This window comes from Acidovorax sp. sic0104 (assembly GCF_019219095.1).
Taxonomy (GTDB): Bacteria; Pseudomonadota; Gammaproteobacteria; order Burkholderiales; family Burkholderiaceae_C; genus Acidovorax.
Map to the genome: position 1 here is coordinate 268,577 of NZ_JAHUWH010000004.1, position 23,672 is coordinate 292,248.

Below are 23,672 nucleotides of genomic sequence, written 5' to 3' on the forward strand. Positions count from 1 at the left end.
TTCTCCCGGTTTCAGCAGACGAAAAAAGCCGGTGCGAGCACCGGCCTTGTGTTTGTGGGCACTTGCCACAGGCAGATCAGGCCGCCCGCAAGGCAGGCTTTGCCAGCCTGCTGGCGTGCAGCCAGGCTCGCCGCAGTACAGGCGGGGACCACGACTCCTCCGGGATCAGCAGCAGCCGCTGCGCACGCATCGCCTTGCCCAACGCGATCTGGCTGGTCACCACAGCCAAAGGAATCGCCAGGGCCAGAGGTAGGCCGACCGGCATGAGCCACAGCAGGGCACTGCTGTCGATCACCGCCACGCCCAGGGCGAGCAGTCCGATCACGGCGCTCATCGGGGCCAACTGGCGCATGGCATGGCGCCATGGCACGGCGTGGGCTTCACGTGGGGGCGACTTCCATTCCAGCTTCAGACCGGTCAGCGCGATCAGAACGAACAGCGAATGCGCGAGCATGCGGATGGGCGCCTGCAGGATGGCCAGCACGCTTTCCAGCACTGCGCTCTTGAGCAGGCTGAAAGCACCACCGTATTGCTGCTGCTCGCGGCGCATGAACACCGCCGCCAGGCCCAAAATGCGCGGCAGGAACAGCAGGCACAGTGTCCAGGCCCACAGGGCGAGCAACTCGGCAGGCAGGATATGCCAGTCGGCCACCAGTTTGGCGCCCGAGAGCCACAGCGCCGTGCCCAGCGTCAGGAAGGCAAGCCACAGCGGTGCCGACAGGTAGGCCATGGCGCCCGTCACGAACATCGAGCGGTGCACCGGGTGGATGCCGGGCTCGGCCATCAGGCGGGCGTTCTGCAGGTTGCCCTGGCACCAGCGGCGGTCGCGCTGCAACTCGGCCAGGAGGTCTGGCGGCTGCTGCTCGTAGCTGCCGATCAGGTCGGCCACCAGCCACACGTGGTAGCCCGCGCGGCGCATGAGTGCGGCTTCGACGAAGTCGTGCGACATGATGCCCCCGGAGAGGCCGCCCGTGCCCTTGATGGGGGCCAGCGCGCAGTGTTCCATGAAGGGCGCCACACGGATGATGGCGTTGTGGCCCCAGTAATGGGACTCGCCCAGTTGCCAGTACTGCATGCCCAGCGTGAACAGGCGGCCGGTGACGCGCGAGGCGAATTGCTGCGCGCGGGCGTGCAGCGTGACATGGCCGATGGCTTGCGTGGCGGTCTGGATGATGCCGGCGGTGGGGTTGGCTTCCATGAGCTTGGCCATGGAGACGATGCAGTCGCCGCTCATCACGCTGTCGGCATCGAGCACCACCATGTATCGGTAGTCCTTGCCCCAGCGGCGGCAAAAGTCGGCCACGTTGCCGGCCTTGCGGTGGGTGCGGCGGGTGCGCAGGCGGTAGTAGACCTGTACCTGGGGCTGTTGGCTGTGCTGCGCCAGGGCACTGCGCAGCTCTTCCCAGGCTGCGCGCTCGGCGATCGCAATCTCGGGGTCGTAGCTGTCGGACAGCACGAACACGTCAAAGGTGGCGCCATGGCCCGTAGCGGCGACGGATTCACAGGTGGCCCGCAGGCCTGCGAACACGGTGGCCACGTCTTCGTTGCAGATCGGCATGATGATCGCGGTGCGTGCGTCCGGCGCCAGATGGTGCTCGGTGACGCTGCGTACCGACAGTGCGTGCTTGTCGCCGCGCACCATCACCCAAAAGCCCATCAGACCGGTCAGAAAACCAGTCACCACCCAGGCCGACAGCAGCGCGAACAGCGCGATCTGGCCGTAGCCGAGCCACGGGTTGTCATAGTCAGGTTGTACGCCTGCAAACAGCAGGCTGGCCAAGGCTGTCGCCAGGAGCGTGAGCACCATGAAGGTCCAGCGGCGGCACTGTGCCGCGCCTTGCCAGGCCTGCGCAGGTTCGTTCTGCGACGGAGCGGTGACGTCGTTGCCGCGGCCTGTCAGGCGCAGCAGCACGGCGGTGCTCAGGCTGTTCCAGAAACCGCGCCAAGGCACGGGCGTCATCGACCCGCGGTTCAGCGGCGGCGCCGTGACGGCATTCGGGTGGCGCTCTTCGCGCAGCACGCTGCGCTGGCTGGGTACAGCGCGCAGATAGGGCACGCGCTGTCCCTTGGGCGCGGCGGATGCCGTGCGGGCAGGGGAGCGATGGGGCGCCTCGGGGCTTACTCGGGAAGAATGATGTGCGTCCATGTTTCACTCAAAGCGTTGTTGTCGTGTTGAAGAAAAGCGCGCAGCTCGATCGGGCGATCGGCTTTCAGGCGCTGTACGCGAACGGTCATCCGCCACTGGTCGTTGGCGGGGTTGCGGTAGACGATGTTTTCCAGGACCTTGCCGTTGGCATCGGTGCTCACCACGGCCTTGACGGCGGCGTCGGCGGGAAGGGACTTCAGGGCCGGGCCGTCGAAGTCGACAACGAACTGGGCTTGCTGGCGCAGGGCGGCCGCGGTCTCCTTGGTGTAGCCCATGCCCCGGCGCGATTGCGTCACCCATCCTCCCGGGGGGCGCTGCTGGTCGTCGCCCTGCCAGCTCAGTTCGTAGGCAAATTCGAGAGGTTGACCCGGGGCGGGCATCTGGGCAGGCACCCAGTACGCGACGATGTTGTCGTGCGTCTCATCGGGTGTGTTCAACTGCACCAGTTCCACGCGACCGGGACCCCAGTCGTTCAGGGGGCGGACCCACGCGCTGGGGCGGCGCTCGTAGCGGGCTTCCACGTCCTCGTAGCTGGCCCACTGACGGTCCCGCTGCATCAGGCCAAAACCCTTGGGGTTCTTGGTGGCGAACGAGGTGACAAGCGTCTGTTTAGGGTTCTGCAGCGGGCGCCAAAGCCACTCGCCTTCGCCGGTGGCGATCATCAGGCCGTCCGAGTCATGCACCTCGGGGCGGAAGTCTTCCTTGCGCGGCTGGTTCTCGCCGAAGAAGAACATGCTGGTCAGCGGGGCCACCCCCAGCGTGCCGATGGGCTTGGCCGCACCGGGCCGCACGAAGATGCGGCTGCGCACCGTGGTGGTGGTCTGCGCGCCGGGCTGGATGTCGAAACGGTAGGCGCCAGTGGCGCGTGGCGAGTCCAGCAGGGCGTACACGGTGACCTGCGTGGACAGTGGGTCGGGCCGCACCAGCCAGAACTCGGTGAAGCGCGGGAACTCCTCACTCTGGCCCGGCGCGGCACCGACGGTGTCGATGGCCAGGCCCCGAGCCGATAAACCGTACTGCTGGCCCTTGCCCAGCGCGCGGAAGTAGCTGGCGCCCTGGAAGACCACCAGCTCGTCCTTGTAGGCGCTGGAATTCAGGTGGTTGTGCACCCGAAAGCCTGCAAAGCCCAGGTCGCCCCAAGCCTCTGGCTTGACCTGGTTCTTGCCGTAGTCGAAATCGGCCCGGCTGTAGCTGATGTGGCGCGGGCCCTGCGGCGTGACCTCGTTGATCAGCACCGGCTCTTTCTGGTAAAGGCCCAGATGAAAGAACATGGCCTCAAACGGCAGTTTCTCGGCGCGCCACAGGGCGCGGTCCGGGCGCCAGCGGATGTCGCGCACCTGGTCGTAATTGAGCTTCGCCAGGTCGGCTGGCAACTTGTCGCCAGCAGCGCGATAGGGCTTCTCGGCCCGTTCGCGCGCCAGCTGTGTCACGCTTTCGAAGTCGAAGCCCTGTGCCTGGGCCTTGGCGGCTCCCAGGGCCAGTACCAGCAGACCCATGGTCCATCCGGTACGCCGGAGCAGCGGCAAAGAGTGGGAAAAAACAGCTTGCATGCAGCAACTAGGGCAAACCCTGTGCCAGCTTTGAAAAACTGTTCTATATCAATGGCTTAGGCGATTGTTTGCGTGTAAGCGTTTGTGCGCGGCGCCAAAAGGCATGCAAAAGCCCCGTTTTTGTCGCTGCATGGCGACGGGGGCGATGATGTGCGCAAGGAAACCTTTGAAAATCAATGACTTAGTCGTGTCGCTCTTCGGCGACATCGTCGCCACCAGCTGTGTCGCTCTTGAAATTGCCGGCGGTGAGGGCGTGCTTTTGCAGCAGACGGTAGAACTCCGTGCGGTTGCGCTGTGCCAGGCGCGCGGCATCCGCCACGTTGCCATCGGTCATCTTGAGCAGGCCCACCAGGTACTCGCGCTCGAAGCGCTGGCGCGCTTCCGCGAAGCTCAGCACCTGGGCGGAAGGGATGCGCAGCGCGCGCTGCACCAGCGTGAGCGGCACGAGCGGGGTGGTGGACAAGGCGCACACCTGCTCCACCACGTTGAACAGCTGGCGCACATTGCCGGGCCAGGCCGCCGTGGTCAATGCCTTGAGCGCCTCGGGGGCGAACCCCGATAGACGCTTGTCGTACTTGCGCGCGAGCCGGTCCAGGAAGTGGTTGGCCAGCAGGGCAATGTCCTCGCGGCGCTCGGCCAGTGTGGGCAGCACGAGCGTCACCACGTTCAGGCGGTAGTACAGGTCTTCACGGAACTGGGCGGTGGCCATGGCCGCTTCCAGGTCGCGGTGGGTGGCCGAAATGATGCGCACATCGATGGGCGTGGACTGGCTCGAGCCCACGGGCCGCACGGCCCTTTCCTGCAGCACGCGCAACAGCTTGACCTGCAGGGCCGGCGGCATGTCGCCGATCTCGTCGAGCAGCAGCGTCCCGCCCTCGGCGGCCTGGAAGAGCCCTTTATGGTTGCTGGTGGCGTCCGTGAAGGCGCCCTTGACGTGGCCGAACAGTTCGGATTCGAGCAGTGCCTCGGGGATGGCGCCGCAGTTCACCGCGACGAAAGGCTTGGCTGCGCGCGGGCTGGCACGGTGGATGGCCTGCGCCAGGAGTTCCTTGCCCGCGCCGCTGTCGCCCAGCAGCATGACGCTGGCATCCGATTGCGCCACCATGTACGCCTCTGCCAGCAGGTCAGTCATGCGGTTGGATCGGCTCACGATCTCGGCGCGCCATGCTTCATTGGCATGGGCCTGGGTGATGGCAGGCGCGCTCAGCGCCAGGGCCTGCCCGATCTTCTCGAGCAGATCCTTGCCATCGTAGGGCTTGGTGAGGTAGGTGAACACCCCCCGCGAGGTGGCTTCCACCGCGTCCGGAATGGTGCCGTGCGCGGTCAGCAGGATCACGGGCAGCGAAGGGTGCCTGGCGCGCACTTCGTCGAACAAAGCCAGCCCGTCGCGCCCGGGCAACCGCACATCGCTGAGCACCAGTTGGGGTCGTGCCACGTCCAGCTGTGCCAGCGCGGCCTCTGCGGAGCCCACCGCGATCACTTCATACCCAGCGGCGTTCAGGCGCAGCGACAGCAGCCTGAGCATGTCGGCATCGTCGTCCACGACAAGGATGCGGGCAGAGGCCCCGGTGCGGGGAGCGGGAGGAGGAGCTGCTGCCATGGTGTTCGTGGAATCAGGGTGCGGAACGTTGCGGACTGCTGGCGGGAGCGGAAGCTGGCGCGGCAGGCACGGGGGGGCGCGTGGTCAGGCTGCGCTCGATAGCACGCACGGCCTCCAGCCGTTCGTTGAGCTGCTCGTTGCGGCGCTGCGCATCACGCAGCTGCTGTGCTTGCCTCTCAAGCTGGTCTTCCAGGCGGCGCTGCTGCAGCAGCCGTGCTTCGAGCAGCCGCGCCAGCGGGTGCAGAGCCTGCGCTGCAGCGGCCTGGTTTCCCAGCACCCGCTGCACCAGGCCCAGCGCGCGCGCCGTGTCCACTGGCTGTCGGGTTTGTGCCAGTGCCATTGCCAGCAGCAAGGAGTTCTCTGTGGCTGCGTCCTCGGCCTCGTTCAGGCGCGCGATTTCCTTGGCCAGCTCCGCAGGCGCCATGCGCAGCGTGAGGTCGGTTTGCGCCAGCACCTGCTGCAGCGTACCGGAAGTGGGCACTGGTTCCAGTTCTGCAGGGAGCGCGGCTTCCGGTTTCTCAGGGGCTGGGGCAGCCTTGACGATGATCGGGGCGGGTGCAGAGGGGGGCTGCACTTGCTGCGCGACCGTGGCACCGCAGCCGACCAGCAGCCAGGACGCCGCCAGCGGAAGAAGGGCTGTCGCCGCGCACGGTCGCGTGCGCCTGCCGGAATTGGCAAGGTCGAGGTCACTAGGCTGCATGCGGAAGTTCAATGCGAAAGAATGATTGGGCGCCCTCGTCCACCAGGCGCACAGTGCCACCGTGGGCTGCAATGTATTCCTGGACTATGGACAGGCCGATGCCAGTGCCGCGCACGGCATCCTCCGGCTGGCGGAGGCCACGGTAGAAGGGCTCGAAAACGTGGTCGCGGTCTGCCGGTGCAACACCTGGCCCCTGGTCGATCACGTCGACCCGTGCCGTGCCTGCATGGCGCGACAACAGAATGCGCAGAGTGCCGCCCTTGGGTGAGAAGCGAATGGCATTGGACAGCAGGTTGCTCACCGCCGATGCGATCTTGTCGGCGTCGATGGGTAGCGACACCGGAGCGCCTTCCACAGATACCTTCAGGCCCCGAGCCTGCCACTGGAGCCGCTGTGCTTCGGCCTGGGCCTCCAGCAGCGCCAGCAGATCGGTGTCCCGCCGGTTCAGTTGCCGGGCTTCGAAAGCCGCGGCGTTGAAGCGCAGCAGGGCCTCGATCTCGCCTTGCAGCACCAGCGTATTGTGGTGCAGGATCTGCGCGACCTCGCGCTGCCCGCCATTGAGCTCGCCGGTGACCCCGTCCTGCAAGAGCGCGACGCCTTCACGCAACGCGGCCAATGGGGTCTTGAGCTCGTGCGAGACATGGCGCAAGAACCGCGCCTTGTCGGCATCCAGCTCCACCAGCCGCAGTCGCAGCCATTCCAACCGCTGGCCCACGCGGCGCACGTCGTCCGGGCCGGAGATCACCACGGGTTCATCCAACTGGTTCTCGCCCAGCAAACGGATGGCGCCTTCCAGGCGCTTGAACGGGCGGGCCAGCCAGATGCCCAGGGCAAGGGCCAGCACCAGTGCCAGCACGATGACGCCGACCACTTGGTGGGTCACATTGCGGCGGCTGGCTTCCACGCGGTCCTGCAGCGCGCGGTTGCGCTCGGCGTTGAGGTCTTGTATCGACTGTGCGATGTTCAGATTCAGTGTCTCGATGGCCACGAACTCGTCAGCCACCAGGCGTTCATTGTCCAGCGCGCGCTCGGGCTGGGCATTGAGCAATTCCTTCACGGCATCGAGGTGCTTGCGCCATTCGATAGCCTGCTCTTCGGGCAGCCCGTCCTTGTGCAGCTGGTCCAGGATGGCAGATGCCTCGAGCGACATTTCATCGAAGCTGCGCCGCAGTGGCGCATCACGCAGCACCAGAGACTGCCGGGCCGCGCGCTCCAGCGCCTGGCTGCGCTGGTTCAGCGCCTGCGCGGCGGTACCCATGGCGGTGGCATGGGTGGTTCCGTGCCTGCTTTGCACCATAAGCTGTTCCAGCGTGTGCAGGGCCCGCAGCGAGCTCACGCCCAGCAGTCCGGCGATGAGCAGGAACGCCAGCAGCAGCAGCTGCTGAAACGAGAACCCGCTGAGCGGCCCTCCGGCCCGGTGGGCGCCAGTGCCGGACGGACCGCTAGTGGCTGGCATCGTGATGTGGCTACCCCTGGCCTCAGACGAGCGCGGCCTCGGCCACGTGGGTGACGACTTCGCCGCGCAGGGTGTAGGCCTTGGCTTCGGTGATGGTCACATCCACCATCTGTCCGACCAGGCGTGGCTGGCCCACGAAGTTGACCACCCGGTTGCACTCGGTGCGGCCCATGAGTTCGGTGGCATCGCGCTTGGAGGCGCCTTCCACGAGTATGCGCTGCACCGTGCCCACACGGCTTTCGCTGATGGACTTGATGTTGGCGTTGATCACGCCCTGCAGGTGCTGAAGCCGGCGCAGCTTCACGTCGTGCGGCGTGTCGTCGTGCAGGCCGGCCGCAGGCGTGCCGGGGCGGGGGCTGAAGATGAAGCTGAAGCTGTTGTCGAAGTGGATGTCGTCGATCAGCTTCATCATCTTGTGGAAGTCGTCCTCGGTCTCGCCGGGGAAGCCGACGATGAAGTCGCTGCTCATCGCCAGATCGGGGCGGATGGCGCGCAGCTTGCGTACCGTGCTCTTGTATTCCATGGCGGTGTAGCCGCGCTTCATGGCCATCAGGATGCGGTCGCTGCCATGCTGCACAGGCAGATGCAGGTGGCTGGCCAGCTTGGGGATGCGGGCGTAGGCGTCGATCAGGCGGGGCGTGAACTCGTTGGGGTGGCTCGTCGTGTAACGGATGCGCTCGATGCCCGGGATATCGGCCACGTATTCCAGCAGCAGCGCGAAGTCGGCGATCTCGCTGGTGCCCCCCATCTTGCCCAGGTAGGCGTTCACGTTCTGGCCCAGCAGCGTGATCTCTCTCACGCCCTGGTCGGCCAGGCCGGCGACTTCCACCAGCACATCGTCGAACGGGCGGCTGACCTCTTCACCGCGCGTGTAGGGCACCACGCAATAGCTGCAGTACTTGCTGCAGCCTTCCATGATGGAGACAAACGCGCTGGCACCCTCTACGCGGGCCGGGGGCAGGTGGTCGAATTTCTCGATCTCGGGGAAGCTGATGTCCACCTGCGGGCGATCCAGCCGCTCGCGCTGGCTGAGCAACTCGGGCAGGCGGTGCAGGGTCTGGGGGCCGAACACCACGTCCACATAGGGCGCGCGCTTGATGATCTCGGCGCCTTCCTGGCTGGCCACGCAGCCACCCACCCCGATCTTTACCCCGCGCGCCTTCAGGTGCTTGATGCGGCCCAGGTCGCTGAATACCTTCTCCTGCGCCTTCTCGCGCACCGAGCAGGTGTTGAACAGGATGAGGTCGGCTTCGTCCACGTTCTGCGTGGGTTCATAGCCCTGGGCGGCATGGAGTACGTCGGCCATCTTGTCCGAGTCGTACTCGTTCATCTGGCAGCCGAAGGTTTTGATGAAGACTTTTTTGGCCATGGCAATCAATCTCTGGTCCGAACCGGGATGCGGCGGCGTGCGTGGAGCGGCCGCAGAGGTCGGGCGGTGGGCGCCCTGCAGGGGCAGGTGTTCCGCGCCGGGGTTACTTCTTAGCCGGGTCTGAATCGGTGCGGAAGTTGAACTGGACCGTGTCCGAGCCCTGGCGTGGCTGGGCGGCCTCGCCTTCGGTCAGTATCCAGGCGGACAGCAGCATGCCTGTACTGCTTTCGATCAGGTAGTTGACCTTGAAGCTCTGGCCTTGTACTGCGTGCGGCATGACGAGCGTGTTCTGGGGGCTGAACAGGCGCATGCCGGGCGCCATGCGGATGGTTCTTCCGTTGAGAACGGCATCGGACGCGCCCTGGATGGTCAGGTTGCCGCGCAGGGACGCATCGGGGAACGTGCGCACAACGCCCATGCCTGGCTGTACCTGGGCATGAGCCGGCACGCTCATGCCGGCAAGCGAGAGCAGCCCGACCAGGGCCGCCGCAGCCACCGCGCGTGGAGCCTTCAGGGATCGGGCGCTGTCCGTACGGGAGGTGGGCAATGGCAATTCGGGAGTGCAGCGGTTCATGGTGTGTATCCAGAGGCTGGTAAACAGGGGGGGAAAGACCGATTTTAAAGGCCAGTGCCTCGCAAACCATGGTGGAGCAGCGCCCACCGCCACGGTGGGTGCTCCGCAGATACAAAAAAAGCCCGCAATCACTGGCGCGTTGCGGGCTTTCGAGGCAGGTCTGCCGAATCTGGTGGTCGTAGGTGGACTTGAACCACCGACATCAGCATTATGAATGCTGCGCTCTAACCAACTGAGCTATACGACCGCAAGACCAAGATTATAGAACAAAATTTATTGGTGTGTGAAGTTGGCCGCGCGCTTGTTCATGAACGCGTCCATGCCTTCCTTCTGGTCCTGGGTGGCGAACAGCGCGTGGAACAGGCGGCGCTCGAACATCACGCCGTCCGACAGGCTGCCTTCGAACGCCCGGTTCACCGATTCCTTGCCGGCCATGACGGCGATCTGCGAAAAGCCGGCAATGATGATGGCCGCGCCCAGCGCTTCGTCCATGAGCTTGTCGTAGGGCACCACGCGGCTCACCAGGCCCGCGCGCTCGGCTTCGGCGGCGTCCATCATGCGGCCGGTGAGGGCCATGTCCATGGCTTTGGACTTGCCCACCGCGCGCGGCAGGCGCTGCGTGCCTCCTGCGCCAGGGATGACACCGAGCTTGATCTCGGGCTGGCCGAACCGGGCGTTGTCGGCGGCGATGATGAAGTCGCACATCATCGCCAGCTCGCATCCGCCACCCAGCGCAAAGCCGCTCACCGCAGCGATCACGGGCTTGCGGATGGAGCGGATGGCTTCCCAGTTGCGGGTGATGTAGTCGCCCTTGTAGGTGTCCGCAAAGCTGTACTTGGCCATGGCGCCGATGTCGGCACCGGCAGCAAATGCCTTTTCACTGCCGGTGACGATGATGGAGCCGATCGCCTCGTTGGCATCGAACTCCTTCAGGGCCGCGCCGAGTTCGTTCATGAGTTGGTCGTTCAGTGCATTGAGCTGCTTGGGGCGGTTGAGCGTGATCACGCCCACCTTGTCCGCTTCGACGCGAACCTCGATGGTTTCGTAGGCCATGGAATCTCCTATCTCCTGGTTTATGGGTATGGGTGCAATAAGGCGCCAACGAATATACCCAAGCAAGCCCGCGCTGCGGCGTGGTAGGTAAAAGACCGTACCGCTGCCGTACCGTTGTCCTGCTACAGCCGGGGCGTCAACCCAGCCAGCGGCCCAGCGCCGCCGCGTCCGTGGCCGAGAGGCTCACGGTGTCCGGCGCTGCAGTGACGCGGGCGGACCTGCGGTGGCCGGCAGCCTGGCTGCGCGGCGGCAGCTCGAGAGCCAGGCGCAGCAGCCGGCCGTCACGCGCGACCACGGCCGTGATGGAGGTGTCCCCGCCTGCGTAGAACGCCACATCGTCGAGCTTGCTGATGCGCCAGCCCTGGCCTTGCACTTCCACTCCGAGCCATTCGTCGCCCGCGCACATGCCGGCGTGCTCTGCGGGGCCAGCCCGCATCACGGTCTTGATCTGCACGCTGTGGTTCTCGGCCACGCGCAGGCCGAGCCGTTGCGCCAGCTGCGGCGTTTCGGCCTGCAGGTGGACACCGTGGGCGGCCAGCAGTTCGGCCAGGGGAAGCTCCACCGTGCTGTGCACCCATTGCGCTATGTCCGCGTCGAAGGAGCGCTTGCCCAGCTCTCGCAGCACGGTGCGCAGGTCGTCCTCGGTCATGGGGCCACCCTGGCAGCGCTTCCACAGGGCGCGCATCACCTCGTCCAAACTGCTTTTGCCATCGCGGCGCAGCGCAAGGTCCAGGCACAGCGCCACCAGCGAGCCCTTGGTGTAGTAGCTCACGGTGGCGTTGGGTGTGTTCTCGTCCTGGCGGTAGTATTTGACCCAGGCGTCGAAGCTGGCCTGGGCCACGGTCTGCACCATGCGCCCTGGGGTCTGGTGCACCTGGTTGATGGTCTTGGTGATGAGCTTGAGGTAGGTGGCGTCGTCGATCAAGCCCGCACGGCGCAGCAGCAGGTCGTCGTAGTAGCTGGTGAAGCCTTCGAAGAACCACAGCAGGTCGGTGTAGTTCTCCCGTGCATAGTCGTGCTGCGCGAACTCGGCGGGGCGCAGGCGCTTGACGTTCCAGGTGTGGAAGTACTCATGGCTGATCAGCCCGAGCAGCGTGGTGTAGCCGTCGCTCGCGCGGTTCTCGCCCACGCGGGGCAGGTCGCGGCGGCCGCAGATGAGGGCGGTGGAGTTGCGGTGCTCCAGGCCGCCGTAGCCATCGCCCACCGCGTTGAGCATGAAGAGGTAGCTCTTGAACGGAGCGGGTTCGTCTCCGTGCCAGAAGCGAATGGCGGTTTCGCAAATCTTCTGCGTGTCTGCCAACAGGCGCTTGTCGTCGAAAGACGGCGCGGCGCCGGCCACCACGAATCGGTGGGGAATACCTCCGGCAGTGAAGCGGCCCACCCAGAAGCTGCCCAGCTCGAAAGGGCTGTCCACCAACTCATCGTAGTCCTCGGCCAGGTACAGGCCGAAGCCCTTCTTGTCGACCTTGAGCGACGTAAGACCGGTGGCGACCGACCATTCGGCCGTGTCCGCTGTGCGTGCGATCTCCAGCGTGTGGCGCTGCTTGTCTTGGCCGCGCACCTGCAGGCACAGGCTGGTGCCGTTGAAGAAGCCCCGCGAGGCATCCAGCCAGGCCGTGCGAACGGAGGTGTCATAGGCGCAGACGGCGTAGGTCAGCACCAGGGGCTTGTCGGCGCTGCAGTCGGCACGCCAGCGGTGCTTGTCCAACTGCGTGAGCGGCACGTCGTGCTTGCCCTGGCGCGCCTTGAGTTCCTGCAGATTCTTGGCAAACTCACGCACCAGGTAGCTTCCCGGGATCCACACAGGCAGGGCCAGTTCCTGCAGTGCCTGGGGATGGGCCACCGTCAGCGTGACCTGAAAGAGATGGGCATGCAGGTCGGCAGGCTCCACGCGGTAGTGGATGTCTGCGGGTTCGGGGTGGCGCGAAGAGGGCATAGGCGTTGGCGGGGTTCTGGCGTGATGCCCAGCAGTGCCGGGCCCTGCTGGCAGGCTTCTCTAGAACGTGTCGGCAGGCGATTTGCTGCGGCGGCTCTCAGTTGCCGCCGGTGCTTGTTTCGCTGCCGGCCTCGGCCAGGCGCTTTTCCACTTCCTGCGCGCCGATGGCGCCGGGTACGCGCGTGCCATTGGCGAAGATCAGCGTGGGCGTGCCGGTGATCTTGTGCTTGCGGCCAAAAGCCAGGTTGCGCTGCAGTGCGCTGGTGTCGCAACTGGCGGCGGGTGCGGGCTTGTCACGCACCATCTGGTCCTGCCAGGCGGTTACCTTGTCCTTGGCGCACCAGATGTTGCGCGATTTTTCTGCCGAGTCGGGGCTCAGGATGGGGTACAGGAACAGGTACACCGTCACGTTGTCCACGTTCTGCAGATCGCGCTCGAAGCGCTTGCAGTAGCCGCAGTTGGGGTCCTCGAACACCGCCACCTTGCGCTTGCCGTCTCCGCGCACGATGGTGAAGGCATCCTTGAGCGGGAGGGCTGAGAAATCGACGGCGGTGAGCTTGGCGATGCGGTCTTCCGTGAGGTTGCGGCGGGCCTTGGTATCGATCAGCTCGCCCTGGATCACGTAGCCACCCTTGGCATCGGTGTAGAACAGGTCGGTGCCGATGCGCACTTCATACAGCCCCTTCATGGGCGTGGGGCGCACTTCGTCGATCTTGTCCATCTGCGGGATGCGCTCGGCCAGCGCCTTGCGGATGTCGGCTTCCTGAGCGGAGGCGGCGGCATTGGCGAAAAGGCCGACGGCCGCGATCAGGATGGGAATCAGTTTCATGGTGTTCTCGTGTTCAATGGTGTGCGCTTGCCCGCAAGGCGATAGCCGTGGTCGTCGTCAATCAAATTCCCATGGCCTGGCGGGCCACAAAATCCTTCAGAGGGCCGCTTCTCTCGAAGCCCTTCATGCCCCAGTTGCGCAGCGCCTGCACCGGGCCGTCCTGCCGCGCAAACAGCTGCTGCAGCCCGTCCGTCGCAAGGCCCATGGGGAGCAGGGCCGCCTTGCGCTCGCGCTCGTAGCGCCGCAGCAGCCGCAAGTCGGCCACGCTGCGCCAGTAGTCGCGCCCATGCAGGACACCAGCCAGCGCCTGGGCATCCGCCAGGCCAAGGTTCAGCCCCTGGCCTGCAAGTGGGTGGACATTGTGGGCCGCATCGCCGGCCAGCACCCAGCTGCGGGCTGGCCGACCTGCGGCGGCAGGCATGGGCCCGCACCAGCGGTCTGCCCTGGCCAGCTGCAACGGCCAGGCAGAACGCTCGGCGGCCAGCTCCAGCTTTCCCAGGGCCTCCTGGCTCGCAGCCTGCAGCCTTTGGGCGAACTCGCCGGGCGGCAGTGCCATCAGCGGCGCAACCTGATCCTGAAGGACGGACCACACAACGGCCACGGAGTTCCCGTCAGGGCCCTCCAGCGGCAAAAAAGCCAGGATGCCGTCGGGCAGAAACCACTGGCGCGCCACCTGGCCGTGCGGGCGTTCACAGCGCAGGCGGGTAGCGATGGCATGCTGGGCATAGGGTGTCACCTGGAAGTTCACACCGAACTCCTGCCGGGTGCTGCTCGCGCGGCCTTCGCACACCACCGTGAGCGCGGCGGCGACCGGGGCGTCCACCACTTCCACATGCGGCTGGTAGCGCACGGCCTCGGCCAGGCGCGATTGCAGCGCGGGGACATCGACGATCCATGCCAGGGCGTCCACGCCCTGCGCGGCGGCGTCGAACCGCACCGTGCCGTCCAGGTCCCCTTGCACCTGCATCTGGCGCACGGCCGTGGCGTGTTCTGCGTCCGGCCAACTGCGCAGGGATTCCAGCAACTGGCGGGAGGCGAGGTTCAGTGCATAGGCCCGCACATCGGTCGCGGCGGGGTTCCTGGGGCCGGGGGCCGGCAGCAGGGCCACTTTCAGCCGGTCCCGCGCCAGCAGCAACGCCAGCGTGGTGCCCACCACGCCGGTGCCGCGAATACAAATATCAAAGGTTTGGGCCATGAAGGCATTGTAGGAGCCGGCCCGCGCTCCTGGGCGCAGTGCAAAATTGCGGGCGGAGAGTTGCTCTCCGTATCGATGGCCCATTTTTGAGGAGCGCACAGGCGTGAGTTTCAACCCCGATTCCGATCTGTCCGGCACCATTGCCCGCCTGTTTGTCTACCCCGTCAAGTCGTGCGCGGGCATCGCGGTGCAGGAGGCGCTGCTCACGGAGACGGGCCTGGACCTCGACCGCGCCTGGATGGTGGTGGATGCGCAGGGCATGTTCCTCTCACAACGGGCACTCCCGCGCATGGCCCTCATCCAGCCGCAGCTCAAGACCGAGGAAATGGTGCTGCGTGCGCCCGGCATGCTGGCCCTGCACGTGGCCATCGACGCGGTGGAGGCTCCGGCAACGGTGACGGTCTGGCGCGACACGGTGCCCGCCTGGGACATGGGCGCGGTGGCTGCCCAGTGGTTCACCGATTTCCTGGGCCAGCCGTGCCGCCTGGTGCGCTTCGACCCCGAGCACCGGCGCCTGTCCAGCATGGACTGGACCGGCGGGGTGGAGGCGCCCAACCAGTTCTCCGACGGTTTTCCGGTGCTGGTGGTGAGCGAAGCCTCCCTGCAGGAATTGAACGAGCGCCTGGCCGCTGCCGGCCACGGCGCCGTCGGCATCGAGCGGTTTCGGCCCAATGTGGTGCTGGGCGGCGTGGATTCGCACGACGAGGACCGGGTGGACCTGGTGCGCGTGGACGGCGGTGCCGAGGGCGAGATCCACCTGCAGGCCGTCAAGCCTTGCGCGCGCTGTCCCATCCCTGATATCGACCCGGCCACGGCGCAAAGCAGCCCGGAGGTGGGCGACACGCTGCGTTCCTACCGCCAGGACAGGCGCCTGGACGGAGCCATCACCTTCGGCATGAACGCCATCGTGCGCCAGGGCGCGGGCCAGGTGTTGCGCGTGGGGCAGCGGGTGGCGGCCGATTTGCGCTTCGAGTGAGACCTTGGTAGGGGCGTATCCGCCTCCGGGCGGCGGCCTTCGCGGCGGGCCGTAAAATCGGCGGTTTGTCTCCGAATTCCAGAAAGCCCTGCCATGAGCCTCCAATGCGGCATCGTGGGCCTGCCCAACGTCGGCAAGTCCACCCTCTTCAACGCGCTGACCAAGGCTGGCATCGCCGCCGAGAACTACCCGTTTTGCACGATCGAGCCCAACACCGGCGTCGTGGAAGTGCCCGATCCGCGCCTGCAAAAGCTCGCTGAGGTCGTCTCGCCCGAGCGCGTGGTCCCCGCCATCGTCGAGTTCGTGGACATTGCCGGCCTGGTGGCCGGTGCCTCCAAGGGCGAAGGCCTGGGCAACCAGTTCCTGGCCCATATCCGCGAAACCGACGCCATCGTGAACGTGGTGCGCTGCTTTGAAGACCCGAACGTGATCCACGTGGCCGGCCGCGTGGACCCGATCGCCGACATCGAGGTCATCCAGACCGAACTGTGCCTGGCAGACCTCGCCACCGTCGAGAAGGCCCTGAATCGCTACAGCAAGGCTGCCAAGTCGGGCAACGACAAGGAAGCTGCCAAGATTGTCTCGCTGCTCACGCCCATCCAGGCTGCGCTCGACCAGGGCAAGCCCGCCCGCAGCATCGCGGTCAGCAAGGAAGATGCGCCACTGCTCAAGCAGTTCTGCCTGATCACCGCCAAGCCCGCGATGTTCGTGGGCAACGTGAGCGAAGACGGGTTCGAGAACAACCCGCTGCTTGACCGCCTCAAGGAATACGCTGCCGCCCAGGGTGCGCCGGTGGTGGCGATCTGCGCCAAGATCGAAGCCGAGATGGCCGAGATGAGCGACGAGGACCGCGACATGTTCCTGCAGGAGATGGGTCTCGAAGAACCCGGCCTGAACCGCCTGATCCGCGCAGGCTTCAGCCTGCTGGGCCTGCAGACGTATTTCACGGCGGGCGTGAAGGAAGTGCGCGCCTGGACCATCCACGTCGGTGACACCGCGCCCCAGGCGGCGGGCGTGATCCACGGCGACTTCGAGCGCGGCTTCATCCGTGCGCAGACCATCGCTTTCGACGACTACATCCACTACAAGGGTGAGCAGGGCGCGAAGGACGCCGGCAAGATGCGCGCGGAAGGCAAGGAGTACGTGGTCAAGGACGGCGACGTGCTCAACTTCCTGTTCAATGTGTGACACCCCCCTGAGCCGCTGCGCGGCTCGGTGCTGGCCGCCAGAGGCGGCAGCTCTTCAGGCCGTCCAAGCCTGCACAGGCAGGCTTGGAGCCGCGGCCCTCAGCCCCCGCTCTCGCATTGCTGCGCAATGCGGGCAGGGGGACGACGCCGGTGGCCTGGCGGAGCCAGTTCCACGGCGTCCGCTGAGGTTGGCGCGCGCCAGTTTTGTGCGCAGCGCCATGGGTCAATGATTTCAATAAAAAATGCCGCTAATGCAGGCAGGTGAAGCGGCAATAGCTATGTTTCTGATAGCTAAGCCGGGTTTGTTGCCATGAACCCCGGAATCCTCTACGCCGCGCTGGCCTATGTCGCCTGGGGCCTGTTCCCGCTGTACTTCAAGCAGGTGGCCGATGTGCCCTCGCTGGAGGTCGTGATGCACCGCACCCTGTGGTCGCTGGTGTTCGTGCTGGTGGTGCTGCTGGTGCGCCGCCAATGGGTCTGGATGGGCACCGTGCTGCACCAGCCGCGCGTGCTGGCGGCATTTGCGCTGTCAGCAGTGCTGCTCTCGGGCAACTGGCTCACCTATGTGTGGGCGGTGCAAAACCAGCACGTGGTGGATGCCAGCCTGGGCTACTTCATTCTGCCGTTGGTGAATGTGGCGCTGGGTTTCGTCTTTCTGCACGAGCGGCCCCGCGCCGGGCAGTGGTTGGCGGTGGCAGTGGCTGCAGCGGGCGTGCTCTGGCTCACCGTGCAGGCCGGACGGCTGCCCTGGATCGCGCTGGTGCTTGCATCGAGCTTTGGTTTCTACGGACTGCTGCGCAAGGTGGCTTCGCTGGGCGCCTTGGAGGGGTTGGCGCTGGAGACGATGATGCTCGCCCCCCTCGCCGCCGTCGTGCTGGGCTGGTGGGCCTGGCAGGGCCAGGGGGCGATGGTGCAGGGAGACGGCGCCACGTTGGGCTGGCTTCTGGTGGCAGGGCCCCTCACTGCCGTGCCGCTGCTGCTCTTCGCGGCCGGCGCGCGGCTGATTCCCATGTCCACCTTGGGCATCTTGCAGTACATATCGCCCAGCCTGCAGTTCGCGCTGGGCGTGTGGGTGTTTCACGAAGTCTTCGACCCGGCACGTCTGGTGGGTTTTGTGCTGATCTGGGCGGCGCTTTGCGTCTATTCTGCTGAAGGTTGGTGGTCAGCGCACAGGGCGGAAGCTGCAAGCCTATGATTCCGCGAGATGCAGCGTACGGCTGCATCCTCTGTTTTCTCACTGTGCAAGCCTGGTGCGCTACTGGAAAACACGGGTTGGCGCACTGTCAGTTCTGCGTAAGATGCGCGGGGCCCGCCACATGCGGTCCAACTGAAGGCCCGCGCATTCCGCATCTCCCATTGGATTCCGCCCACCGAACAAACCGAGGCCCAACGCCCGCCCCCGCATGTTTTTTGGACGCAAGAATCCGTTCTCTCCCACGGATGCCTTTCCACTGTCCGACGCCGTCATGGAGTTTCATGATTCGTCTTCGGCGGCGGTGCGTCCGGGACGGCGTGCCATGGATGGCCTGGGTCCGCAGGGCGGGCGCGGTGCCAGCGCCGCCCAGCAGTGGCTGCAAGTGCTGGGGTTGATCGGTGCATACGCTTTGGCATTGGGGGGCTTCTACGCGCTGGGCGCGGTGGATGCCCAGGTGCTCGCCGTGCTGGCAGGGCTCGCCGGGCTGAGCTGCCTGGCCTTTTGGGGAGTTTTTGCCATCGGTTGGCATCAGAAGCTGCGCCACAGGCACCTGAAACTGGCCATCGTGGCCACTGGCCTGGGCTGCATGCTCGTGCTGTTCTATCTGGCACCCGTCACGCAGATCCTGTTGGCCCCGTTTGCCTTCGTCGCGGTGGCCTATGGCACCTTCACCATTCCCCGCCGCACGCTGCTGGGCCTGGCCGCCTGCCTGCTGGCACTGTATGCCGGGGTCGTCGCGCTGCACTACATGCAGCAGCGCAATGCAGCGCTGCTGCGGCTGGAGGCGCTGCACGGGCTGGCCTTGCTGGTGGCGCTGCCGGCCTTCATCCTTCTGATGGGCAGGGTACAGCGCCTGTACCGCAGCCTCTACCATGCCGGCCGGAAAATCAAGAACATCCAGGAGGACGCGCAGCGCGACCCACTGGTCGGCTGCTTCAACCGGCGCTACGTGCTGGCCGCGCTCGAGGAGCAAAAGCAGCTCGCCGACGAAAGCGGCATCCCGCTGTGCCTGGCGGTGCTGGACATCGACCACTTCAAACGCATCAACGATGAGCTGGGCCACCTGGGTGGCGATGAGGTGCTGCGCACGTTCGCGCGCATCGCGCAGCAGGGCGTGCGCGGCGGCGATGTGTTCGGGCGCTATGGCGGCGAGGAGTTCTTGCTGATCTTCCCCGCGACCTCGCTGCTGCCGGCGCTCAACACCTGCGAGCGCATCCGCGCGCAGGTCGAGTCGCACGCCTGGAGCGGCCTGCTCAAGGGTCGGGTGACGGTGTCGATCGGCGTCACCCGGTATGTACTGGGCGAGTCGGTGCTCGAATTCTTCTCGCGCGCCGACACCGCCATGTACATGGCCAAGGAGGGGGGGCGCAACCAGGTGGTGGTGGAGGAGCCCGTTGCCAAGGGTGACTCCCTCCTGCCGGAGTCCAGCGCCCATTCGTCCCTGTAGCGTGCCGGTCAGTGGCCGAGCTGGCCCGGCATGAAGTGCAGCAGCACGCTGGTCATGACCAGGTAGCGCATGAATTTTCCAATGGCCATGTAGGCCAGGCAGGGCCAGAACGGCAGCTTGAGCCATCCCGCCACCGCGCACAGCGGGTCGCCAACGACCGGCAGCCAGCTCATCAAGCAGGCACGGGCGCCAAAACGTTCCAGCCACGCCAGTGCACGCACGTTGGTCGTGCTGCCGCGCGCCTTGTCCACGGCCTTGTGGGCGCCCAGGCCCATCCACCAGCTCACGCCGCCGCCCAAGGTGTTGCCGGCCGTGGCAACGAGGATCGCCGGCCAGAACAGCTCGGGGTTGAGCTTGATCAGGCCGAACACCGCGGGTTCCGAGCCCAACGGGAGCAGGGTGGCCGATATGAGCGAGACGATGAACACGGTGCTCAGGCCGAACTGCGGCAGCGCAAGCCATTCGAGCAACTGTTGCATCCATATTTCCATAGCGCCGAAGTGTAGGGTGGCAAAACGGGCTTTCGCGCTCGTGGGGGCGCTGTCCTACGCAGGGCTGCGGCATCCTCGCATGCCGGGCAAGGGGTGCGATTTGTATCGTGAAGCAACACGGTGCCCTCAAACCTCCCTGTTTGAACCTGCTTGACCTCGTTCATGAGGGCACCGACGTCAGGAGACCTGCCATGCCCCAAACCCCCCTGTCTTTCTTCCGATCGCCCGTAGTCTGCGGCGGAGGCCGCTGTGCGACGGTGATGGCGGGCACGCGCTGGTCATCGGTGGCCACTGCGGTGCTTCTGGCGGCGTGTGTCCACAGCCCGCAGGCGGCGGTGCAGACCACTGCGGAGCCATTGGTCTCCAAGACGGCAGCCGCTGAAGCACCCGCCCGGGGGTGCGCGGAGACGCCGGCCTCGCGCAGCGCGCTGCAGGGTATTGCGCAGGAGCTCAAGGCCCAGGGGCTTGCGTTTCGTGCGTCCTGCCAGGTGGTCCAGAGCCGCAGCGGGTGGGTTGTGCAGGTCCGGGTGGTGGACGGCATGAAGGCAAGCCAGGTGGTGCGCGGGCCGTTGGCCGACGGCCACGATGTGGACATGGGCACGCCGCCCGGCGTGGAGCTGGCGGGCGCGCAGTTGGGCGCCCAGGGGTTTTCACCCGACGTGCAGCACAACCGCGACTGGCTGCGCGGCCTGATGGCCCGCCACCAATTCGACAACCTGCCCACCGCATGGTGGCATTTCGCGCAGCGCGGGGCATCGCCTGCGTCCGCATCCGACACCGATCTCGCGGCGCGGTGAGCGCTGGGCGCCGGGGCGGGTAGCGTGGCGGCAGCTTGGCCGCCGGCGGTTCCGTTGTCACGGGGCGGAACATTTCATTTGCTGAAATTTTGAGCAGGTACAATCCCGCCTCCTTTTTCAGCATTCGCTGTCGCCCTCCCGCACCCCTCCCATGCACATCGGCCACATTCCTTTGGCGAACCGGTTGTTCGTCGCCCCGATGGCGGGCGTCACGGACCGGCCGTTCCGCCAGTTGTGCAAGGCGCTGGGCGCGGGTTATGCGGTCAGCGAGATGGTGACCTCGCGCAAGGACCTGTGGAACAGCCTCAAGACCTCGCGCCGGGCCAACCATGAGGGGGAGCCCGGGCCGATTGCCGTGCAGATCGCCGGCACCGAGGCGCAGATGATGGCCGAGGCCGCGGTCTACAACGTGGAGCGTGGCGCGCAGATCATCGACATCAACATGGGCTGCCCCGCGAAAAAGGTCTGCAACAAATGGGCGGGCTCCGCCCTGATGCAGAACGAGGCCCTGGCGGTGGAGATCGCTGAAGCGGTGGTGCAGGCCTGCGCGCCCTTCAACGTGCCCGTCACGCTGAAGATGCGCACCGGCTGGTGCCAGGAGCACAAGAACGCGGTGCAGCTCGCCCGCGCTTTCGAGGGCGTGGGCATCCAGATGCTGACCGTGCACGGCCGCACGCGCGAGCAGGGCTACAAGGGCCATGCGGAGTACGACACCATCGCGGCGGTGAAGGCCGCCGTGAAGGTGCCCGTGGTGGCCAACGGCGACATCACCTCGCCCGAAAAGGCGCGCGACGTGCTGGCCGCCACCGGGGCCGACGCGATCATGATCGGCCGCGCCGCCCAGGGCCGGCCATGGATCTTCCGCGAGATCGGCCACTTCCTGGCCACGGGCGAGCACCTGGCGCCACCGCTGGTGGCGGAGGTGCGGCGCCTGCTGCTGGACCACCTGCACGACCACTACAGCCTGTACGGCGAACTGACCGGGGTGCGCAGTGCGCGCAAGCACATTGCCTGGTACCTGCGCGCGCTGCCGGGCGGCGAGGCCTTCAGGCAACACATCAATACGATCGAAGACAGCGCCACGCAGTGGCAGGCCGTGGCCGACCACCTGGATGCCCTGGGGCAGCAGATGGACCGGCTGCCCGCCGCCACCGGCGTGAACGCCGACACAGAAGAACAAGAGGGAATGGCTGCATGAGCAAGAAACACATAGAAGAATGCGTGCGCGAAAGCCTGCAAGGCTACTTTCGCGACCTGGGCGGCGAGACGCCCGACGGCATGTACGACATGCTGGTGCGCGTGGTCGAGAAGCCGCTGCTGGAGGTGGTGATGACGCATGCCGACAACAACCAGTCCCGTGCCGCCGAATGGCTGGGGCTGAACCGCAACACCCTGCGCAAGAAGCTGGCCCTGCACAAGCTGCTGTAGAGCACCGTGCACGCTGCTGCTATTAAATATGTAGCTGCTGGCGCTTGACCATCAAGTGCCAGACGCTGTTTTTATTCAAACCCTGCCCTCCACCACTGCCATGAACGCACTCATCTCCGTCTCCGACAAGACCGGCATCGTCGAATTCGCCCAGGCCCTGCACGCGCTGGGCATCAAGCTCTTGTCCACCGGCGGCACCGCCAAGCTGCTGGCCGACCAGGGCCTGCCCGTGACCGAGGTGGCCGAGGTCACCCGGTTCCCCGAGATGCTGGACGGCCGCGTGAAGACGCTGCACCCCAAGGTACACGGCGGCCTGCTGGCCCGCCGTGATGTCCCACAGCACATGGCTGCCTTGAAGGAACACGGCATCGACACCATCGACCTGCTGGTGGTCAACCTGTACCCGTTCGAGTCCACCGTGGCCAAGGCCGGCTGCACGCTGGCCGACGCCATCGAGAACATCGACATCGGCGGCCCCGCCATGGTCCGCAGCGCGGCCAAGAACTGGAAGGACGTGGGCGTGCTGACCGACGCTTCGCAGTACCCCGCCGTGCTGGCCGAGCTCAAGGAAAAGGGCAAGCTCTCCGACAAGCTGCGCTTTTCCCTGTCGGTGGCAGCCTTCAACCGCATCGCCCAGTACGACGGCGCCATCAGCGACTACCTCTCGTCCGTCACGTTCGAGGAAGAAAAGCTGTCTGAAACCTACGTGCCCGCGCGCGCCCAGTTCGCCGGCCAGAGCAACGGCATCTTCACCAAGGTTCAGGATCTGCGCTACGGAGAAAACTCGCACCAGCAGGCCGCGCTGTACCGCGACCTGTACCCCGCCCCCGGCTCGCTGGTGACGGCCGAGCAGGTGCAGGGCAAGGAGCTGTCGTACAACAACATCGCCGACGCTGACGCGGCGTGGGAATGCGTCAAGAGCTTCGAGGCGCCCGCCTGCGTGATCGTCAAGCACGCCAACCCCTGCGGCGTGGCCGTGGGGCTGGACGCGCTCGATGCGTACAGCAAGGCGTTCCAGACCGACCCCACCAGCGCGTTTGGCGGCATCATCGCCCTGAACCGCACGCTCGACGGCACGGCCGCCGCGCAGATCAGCAAGCAGTTCGTCGAAGTGCTGATGGCCCCGGACTTCACCGCCGAGGCGCTGGAAGTCTTCAAGGCCAAGGCCAACGTGCGCCTGCTCAAGATCGCGTTGCCACCGCACGCCAGCAAGACCGACAAGCTCACGGACTGGCAGCGCGGCCGCAACGCCATGGACGCCAAGCGCATCGGCTCGGGCCTGCTGCTGCAGACCGCCGACAACCATGAGCTGTCGCTGATCGACCTGAAGGTCGTGACCCAGAAGCAGCCCACGCTGGAGCAGCTGGAAGACCTGCTGTTCGCCTGGAAGGTGGCCAAGTACGTCAAGAGCAACGCCATCGTCTTCTGCAAGGGCGGCATGACCATGGGCGTGGGCGCCGGCCAGATGAGCCGCCTGGACTCCGCCCGCATCGCCAGCATCAAGGCCGGCCACGCCAACCTGAGCCTGCAGGGCACGGTGGTGGCCAGCGACGCGTTCTTCCCCTTCCGCGACGGCCTGGATGTGGTGGTGGATGCCGGCGCGACCTGCATCATCCAGCCCGGCGGCTCGATGCGCGACAACGAGGTCATCGACGCTGCGAACGAGCGCGGCGTGGCGATGGTGTTCAGCGGCGTGCGGCACTTCCGCCATTGATGCGGCTGGCATTGTGCAAGTGAGTGAGG

General features: G+C 66.1%; 20 protein-coding genes and 1 tRNA gene. 8 read left to right on the forward strand and 13 right to left on the reverse strand.

What is annotated here, in order from left to right:
• Positions 1–76: 76 nt before the first annotated feature.
• The 12 genes from mdoH to KW835_RS09420 form a co-directional block, all read right to left on the reverse strand.
• Positions 77–2,146: a glucans biosynthesis glucosyltransferase MdoH gene (gene mdoH, locus KW835_RS09365; protein ID WP_255593414.1), complete on the reverse strand. Its 2,070-nt coding sequence runs from the start codon at positions 2,144–2,146 to the stop codon at positions 77–79.
• Positions 2,119–3,642, reverse strand: a complete 1,524-nt coding sequence (locus tag KW835_RS09370; RefSeq protein ID WP_218382084.1) for a glucan biosynthesis protein G — start codon at positions 3,640–3,642, stop codon at positions 2,119–2,121. Before KW835_RS09370 ends, mdoH begins: the two co-directional genes overlap by 28 nt.
• 235 nt (positions 3,643–3,877) lie before the next feature.
• Complete coding sequence (locus KW835_RS09375; RefSeq protein WP_218382085.1) at positions 3,878–5,296, reverse strand: sigma 54-interacting transcriptional regulator; 1,419 nt, start codon at positions 5,294–5,296, stop codon at positions 3,878–3,880.
• 13 nt (positions 5,297–5,309) lie between these two features.
• Complete coding sequence (locus tag KW835_RS09380; protein ID WP_370633605.1) at positions 5,310–5,777, reverse strand: hypothetical protein; 468 nt, start codon at positions 5,775–5,777, stop codon at positions 5,310–5,312.
• A 208-nt stretch (positions 5,778–5,985) separates the two neighbouring features.
• Positions 5,986–7,452, reverse strand: a complete 1,467-nt coding sequence (locus KW835_RS09385; RefSeq protein ID WP_218382086.1) for a sensor histidine kinase KdpD — start codon at positions 7,450–7,452, stop codon at positions 5,986–5,988.
• A 22-nt stretch (positions 7,453–7,474) separates the two neighbouring features.
• Positions 7,475–8,821 (reverse strand): tRNA (N6-isopentenyl adenosine(37)-C2)-methylthiotransferase MiaB, encoded by a 1,347-nt coding sequence (gene miaB / locus KW835_RS09390; RefSeq protein WP_218382087.1) that lies wholly within the window; start codon positions 8,819–8,821, stop codon positions 7,475–7,477.
• Between the two features lie 103 nt (positions 8,822–8,924).
• Positions 8,925–9,395 (reverse strand): hypothetical protein, encoded by a 471-nt coding sequence (locus KW835_RS09395; protein WP_218382088.1) that lies wholly within the window; start codon positions 9,393–9,395, stop codon positions 8,925–8,927.
• 170 nt (positions 9,396–9,565) lie between these two features.
• Positions 9,566–9,642: transfer RNA gene (locus tag KW835_RS09400), tRNA-Met, on the reverse strand.
• A 26-nt stretch (positions 9,643–9,668) separates the two neighbouring features.
• On the reverse strand, positions 9,669–10,448 hold the full coding sequence (locus KW835_RS09405; RefSeq protein ID WP_218382089.1) for an enoyl-CoA hydratase: 780 nt from the start codon (positions 10,446–10,448) through the stop codon (positions 9,669–9,671).
• A gap of 136 nt (positions 10,449–10,584) precedes the next feature.
• Complete coding sequence (locus KW835_RS09410; RefSeq protein WP_218382090.1) at positions 10,585–12,384, reverse strand: M61 family metallopeptidase; 1,800 nt, start codon at positions 12,382–12,384, stop codon at positions 10,585–10,587.
• A 97-nt stretch (positions 12,385–12,481) separates the two neighbouring features.
• Positions 12,482–13,213 carry a DsbC family protein gene (locus KW835_RS09415; RefSeq protein WP_218382091.1) on the reverse strand — a complete coding sequence of 244 codons (732 nt, stop codon included), beginning with the start codon at positions 13,211–13,213 and terminating at the stop codon, positions 12,482–12,484.
• 61 nt (positions 13,214–13,274) lie between these two features.
• Entirely contained in the window at positions 13,275–14,408 is a 1,134-nt protein-coding gene (locus KW835_RS09420) for an FAD-dependent monooxygenase (protein ID WP_218382092.1), read from the reverse strand.
• Positions 14,409–14,511: 103 nt separating this feature from the next.
• Between KW835_RS09420 and KW835_RS09425 the strand changes: the two genes are divergently transcribed.
• From KW835_RS09425 to KW835_RS09440, 4 genes are all read left to right on the forward strand, one after another.
• Positions 14,512–15,384 (forward strand): MOSC N-terminal beta barrel domain-containing protein, encoded by an 873-nt coding sequence (locus KW835_RS09425; RefSeq protein WP_218382093.1) that lies wholly within the window; start codon positions 14,512–14,514, stop codon positions 15,382–15,384.
• 93 nt (positions 15,385–15,477) lie between these two features.
• Positions 15,478–16,572, forward strand: coding sequence for a redox-regulated ATPase YchF (gene ychF, locus KW835_RS09430; RefSeq protein WP_218382094.1), 1,095 nt, complete (start codon positions 15,478–15,480; stop codon positions 16,570–16,572).
• Positions 16,573–16,881: 309 nt separating this feature from the next.
• Entirely contained in the window at positions 16,882–17,766 is an 885-nt protein-coding gene (rarD, locus tag KW835_RS09435; protein ID WP_218382095.1) for an EamA family transporter RarD, read from the forward strand.
• 208 nt (positions 17,767–17,974) lie between these two features.
• Positions 17,975–19,213, forward strand: coding sequence for a diguanylate cyclase (locus KW835_RS09440; protein WP_218382096.1), 1,239 nt, complete (start codon positions 17,975–17,977; stop codon positions 19,211–19,213).
• 8 nt (positions 19,214–19,221) lie between these two features.
• Here KW835_RS09440 and KW835_RS09445 read toward each other — a convergent pair whose 3' ends face one another.
• Positions 19,222–19,692, reverse strand: coding sequence for a YqaA family protein (locus KW835_RS09445; RefSeq protein ID WP_218382097.1), 471 nt, complete (start codon positions 19,690–19,692; stop codon positions 19,222–19,224).
• A 203-nt stretch (positions 19,693–19,895) separates the two neighbouring features.
• Between KW835_RS09445 and KW835_RS09450 the strand changes: the two genes are divergently transcribed.
• The 4 genes from KW835_RS09450 to purH all read left to right on the forward strand — a co-directional run bounded on the left by KW835_RS09450 (position 19,896) and on the right by purH (position 23,643).
• Positions 19,896–20,501, forward strand: coding sequence for a M15 family metallopeptidase (locus KW835_RS09450; protein ID WP_255593417.1), 606 nt, complete (start codon positions 19,896–19,898; stop codon positions 20,499–20,501).
• Between the two features lie 151 nt (positions 20,502–20,652).
• Complete coding sequence (dusB, locus tag KW835_RS09455) at positions 20,653–21,699, forward strand: tRNA dihydrouridine synthase DusB (RefSeq protein WP_218382098.1); 1,047 nt, start codon at positions 20,653–20,655, stop codon at positions 21,697–21,699.
• Positions 21,696–21,929, forward strand: a complete 234-nt coding sequence (locus KW835_RS09460) for a Fis family transcriptional regulator (protein WP_218296033.1) — start codon at positions 21,696–21,698, stop codon at positions 21,927–21,929. The genes dusB and KW835_RS09460 overlap by 4 nt, the downstream gene beginning before the upstream one ends.
• A gap of 100 nt (positions 21,930–22,029) precedes the next feature.
• On the forward strand, positions 22,030–23,643 hold the full coding sequence (gene purH / locus KW835_RS09465; RefSeq protein WP_218382099.1) for a bifunctional phosphoribosylaminoimidazolecarboxamide formyltransferase/IMP cyclohydrolase: 1,614 nt from the start codon (positions 22,030–22,032) through the stop codon (positions 23,641–23,643).
• Positions 23,644–23,672 lie beyond the last annotated feature (29 nt).

Coding starts and splice junctions, on each gene's coding strand:
- KW835_RS09460 (WP_218296033.1), top strand. CDS start 21,696: ATGAGCAAGAAACACATAGAAGAATGCGTGCGCGAAAGCCTGCAAGGC.
- KW835_RS09370 (WP_218382084.1), bottom strand. CDS start 3,642: ATGGGTCTGCTGGTACTGGCCCTGGGAGCCGCCAAGGCCCAGGCACAG.
- purH (WP_218382099.1), top strand. CDS start 22,030: ATGAACGCACTCATCTCCGTCTCCGACAAGACCGGCATCGTCGAATTC.
- KW835_RS09415 (WP_218382091.1), bottom strand. CDS start 13,213: ATGAAACTGATTCCCATCCTGATCGCGGCCGTCGGCCTTTTCGCCAAT.
- KW835_RS09395 (WP_218382088.1), bottom strand. CDS start 9,395: ATGAACCGCTGCACTCCCGAATTGCCATTGCCCACCTCCCGTACGGAC.
- KW835_RS09375 (WP_218382085.1), bottom strand. CDS start 5,296: ATGGCAGCAGCTCCTCCTCCCGCTCCCCGCACCGGGGCCTCTGCCCGC.
- dusB (WP_218382098.1), top strand. CDS start 20,653: ATGCACATCGGCCACATTCCTTTGGCGAACCGGTTGTTCGTCGCCCCG.
- KW835_RS09405 (WP_218382089.1), bottom strand. CDS start 10,448: ATGGCCTACGAAACCATCGAGGTTCGCGTCGAAGCGGACAAGGTGGGC.
- mdoH (WP_255593414.1), bottom strand. CDS start 2,146: ATGGACGCACATCATTCTTCCCGAGTAAGCCCCGAGGCGCCCCATCGC.
- KW835_RS09445 (WP_218382097.1), bottom strand. CDS start 19,692: ATGCAACAGTTGCTCGAATGGCTTGCGCTGCCGCAGTTCGGCCTGAGC.
- KW835_RS09450 (WP_255593417.1), top strand. CDS start 19,896: ATGCCCCAAACCCCCCTGTCTTTCTTCCGATCGCCCGTAGTCTGCGGC.
- KW835_RS09410 (WP_218382090.1), bottom strand. CDS start 12,384: ATGCCCTCTTCGCGCCACCCCGAACCCGCAGACATCCACTACCGCGTG.
- ychF (WP_218382094.1), top strand. CDS start 15,478: ATGAGCCTCCAATGCGGCATCGTGGGCCTGCCCAACGTCGGCAAGTCC.
- rarD (WP_218382095.1), top strand. CDS start 16,882: ATGAACCCCGGAATCCTCTACGCCGCGCTGGCCTATGTCGCCTGGGGC.
- miaB (WP_218382087.1), bottom strand. CDS start 8,821: ATGGCCAAAAAAGTCTTCATCAAAACCTTCGGCTGCCAGATGAACGAG.
- KW835_RS09385 (WP_218382086.1), bottom strand. CDS start 7,452: ATGCCAGCCACTAGCGGTCCGTCCGGCACTGGCGCCCACCGGGCCGGA.
- KW835_RS09420 (WP_218382092.1), bottom strand. CDS start 14,408: ATGGCCCAAACCTTTGATATTTGTATTCGCGGCACCGGCGTGGTGGGC.
- KW835_RS09440 (WP_218382096.1), top strand. CDS start 17,975: ATGTTTTTTGGACGCAAGAATCCGTTCTCTCCCACGGATGCCTTTCCA.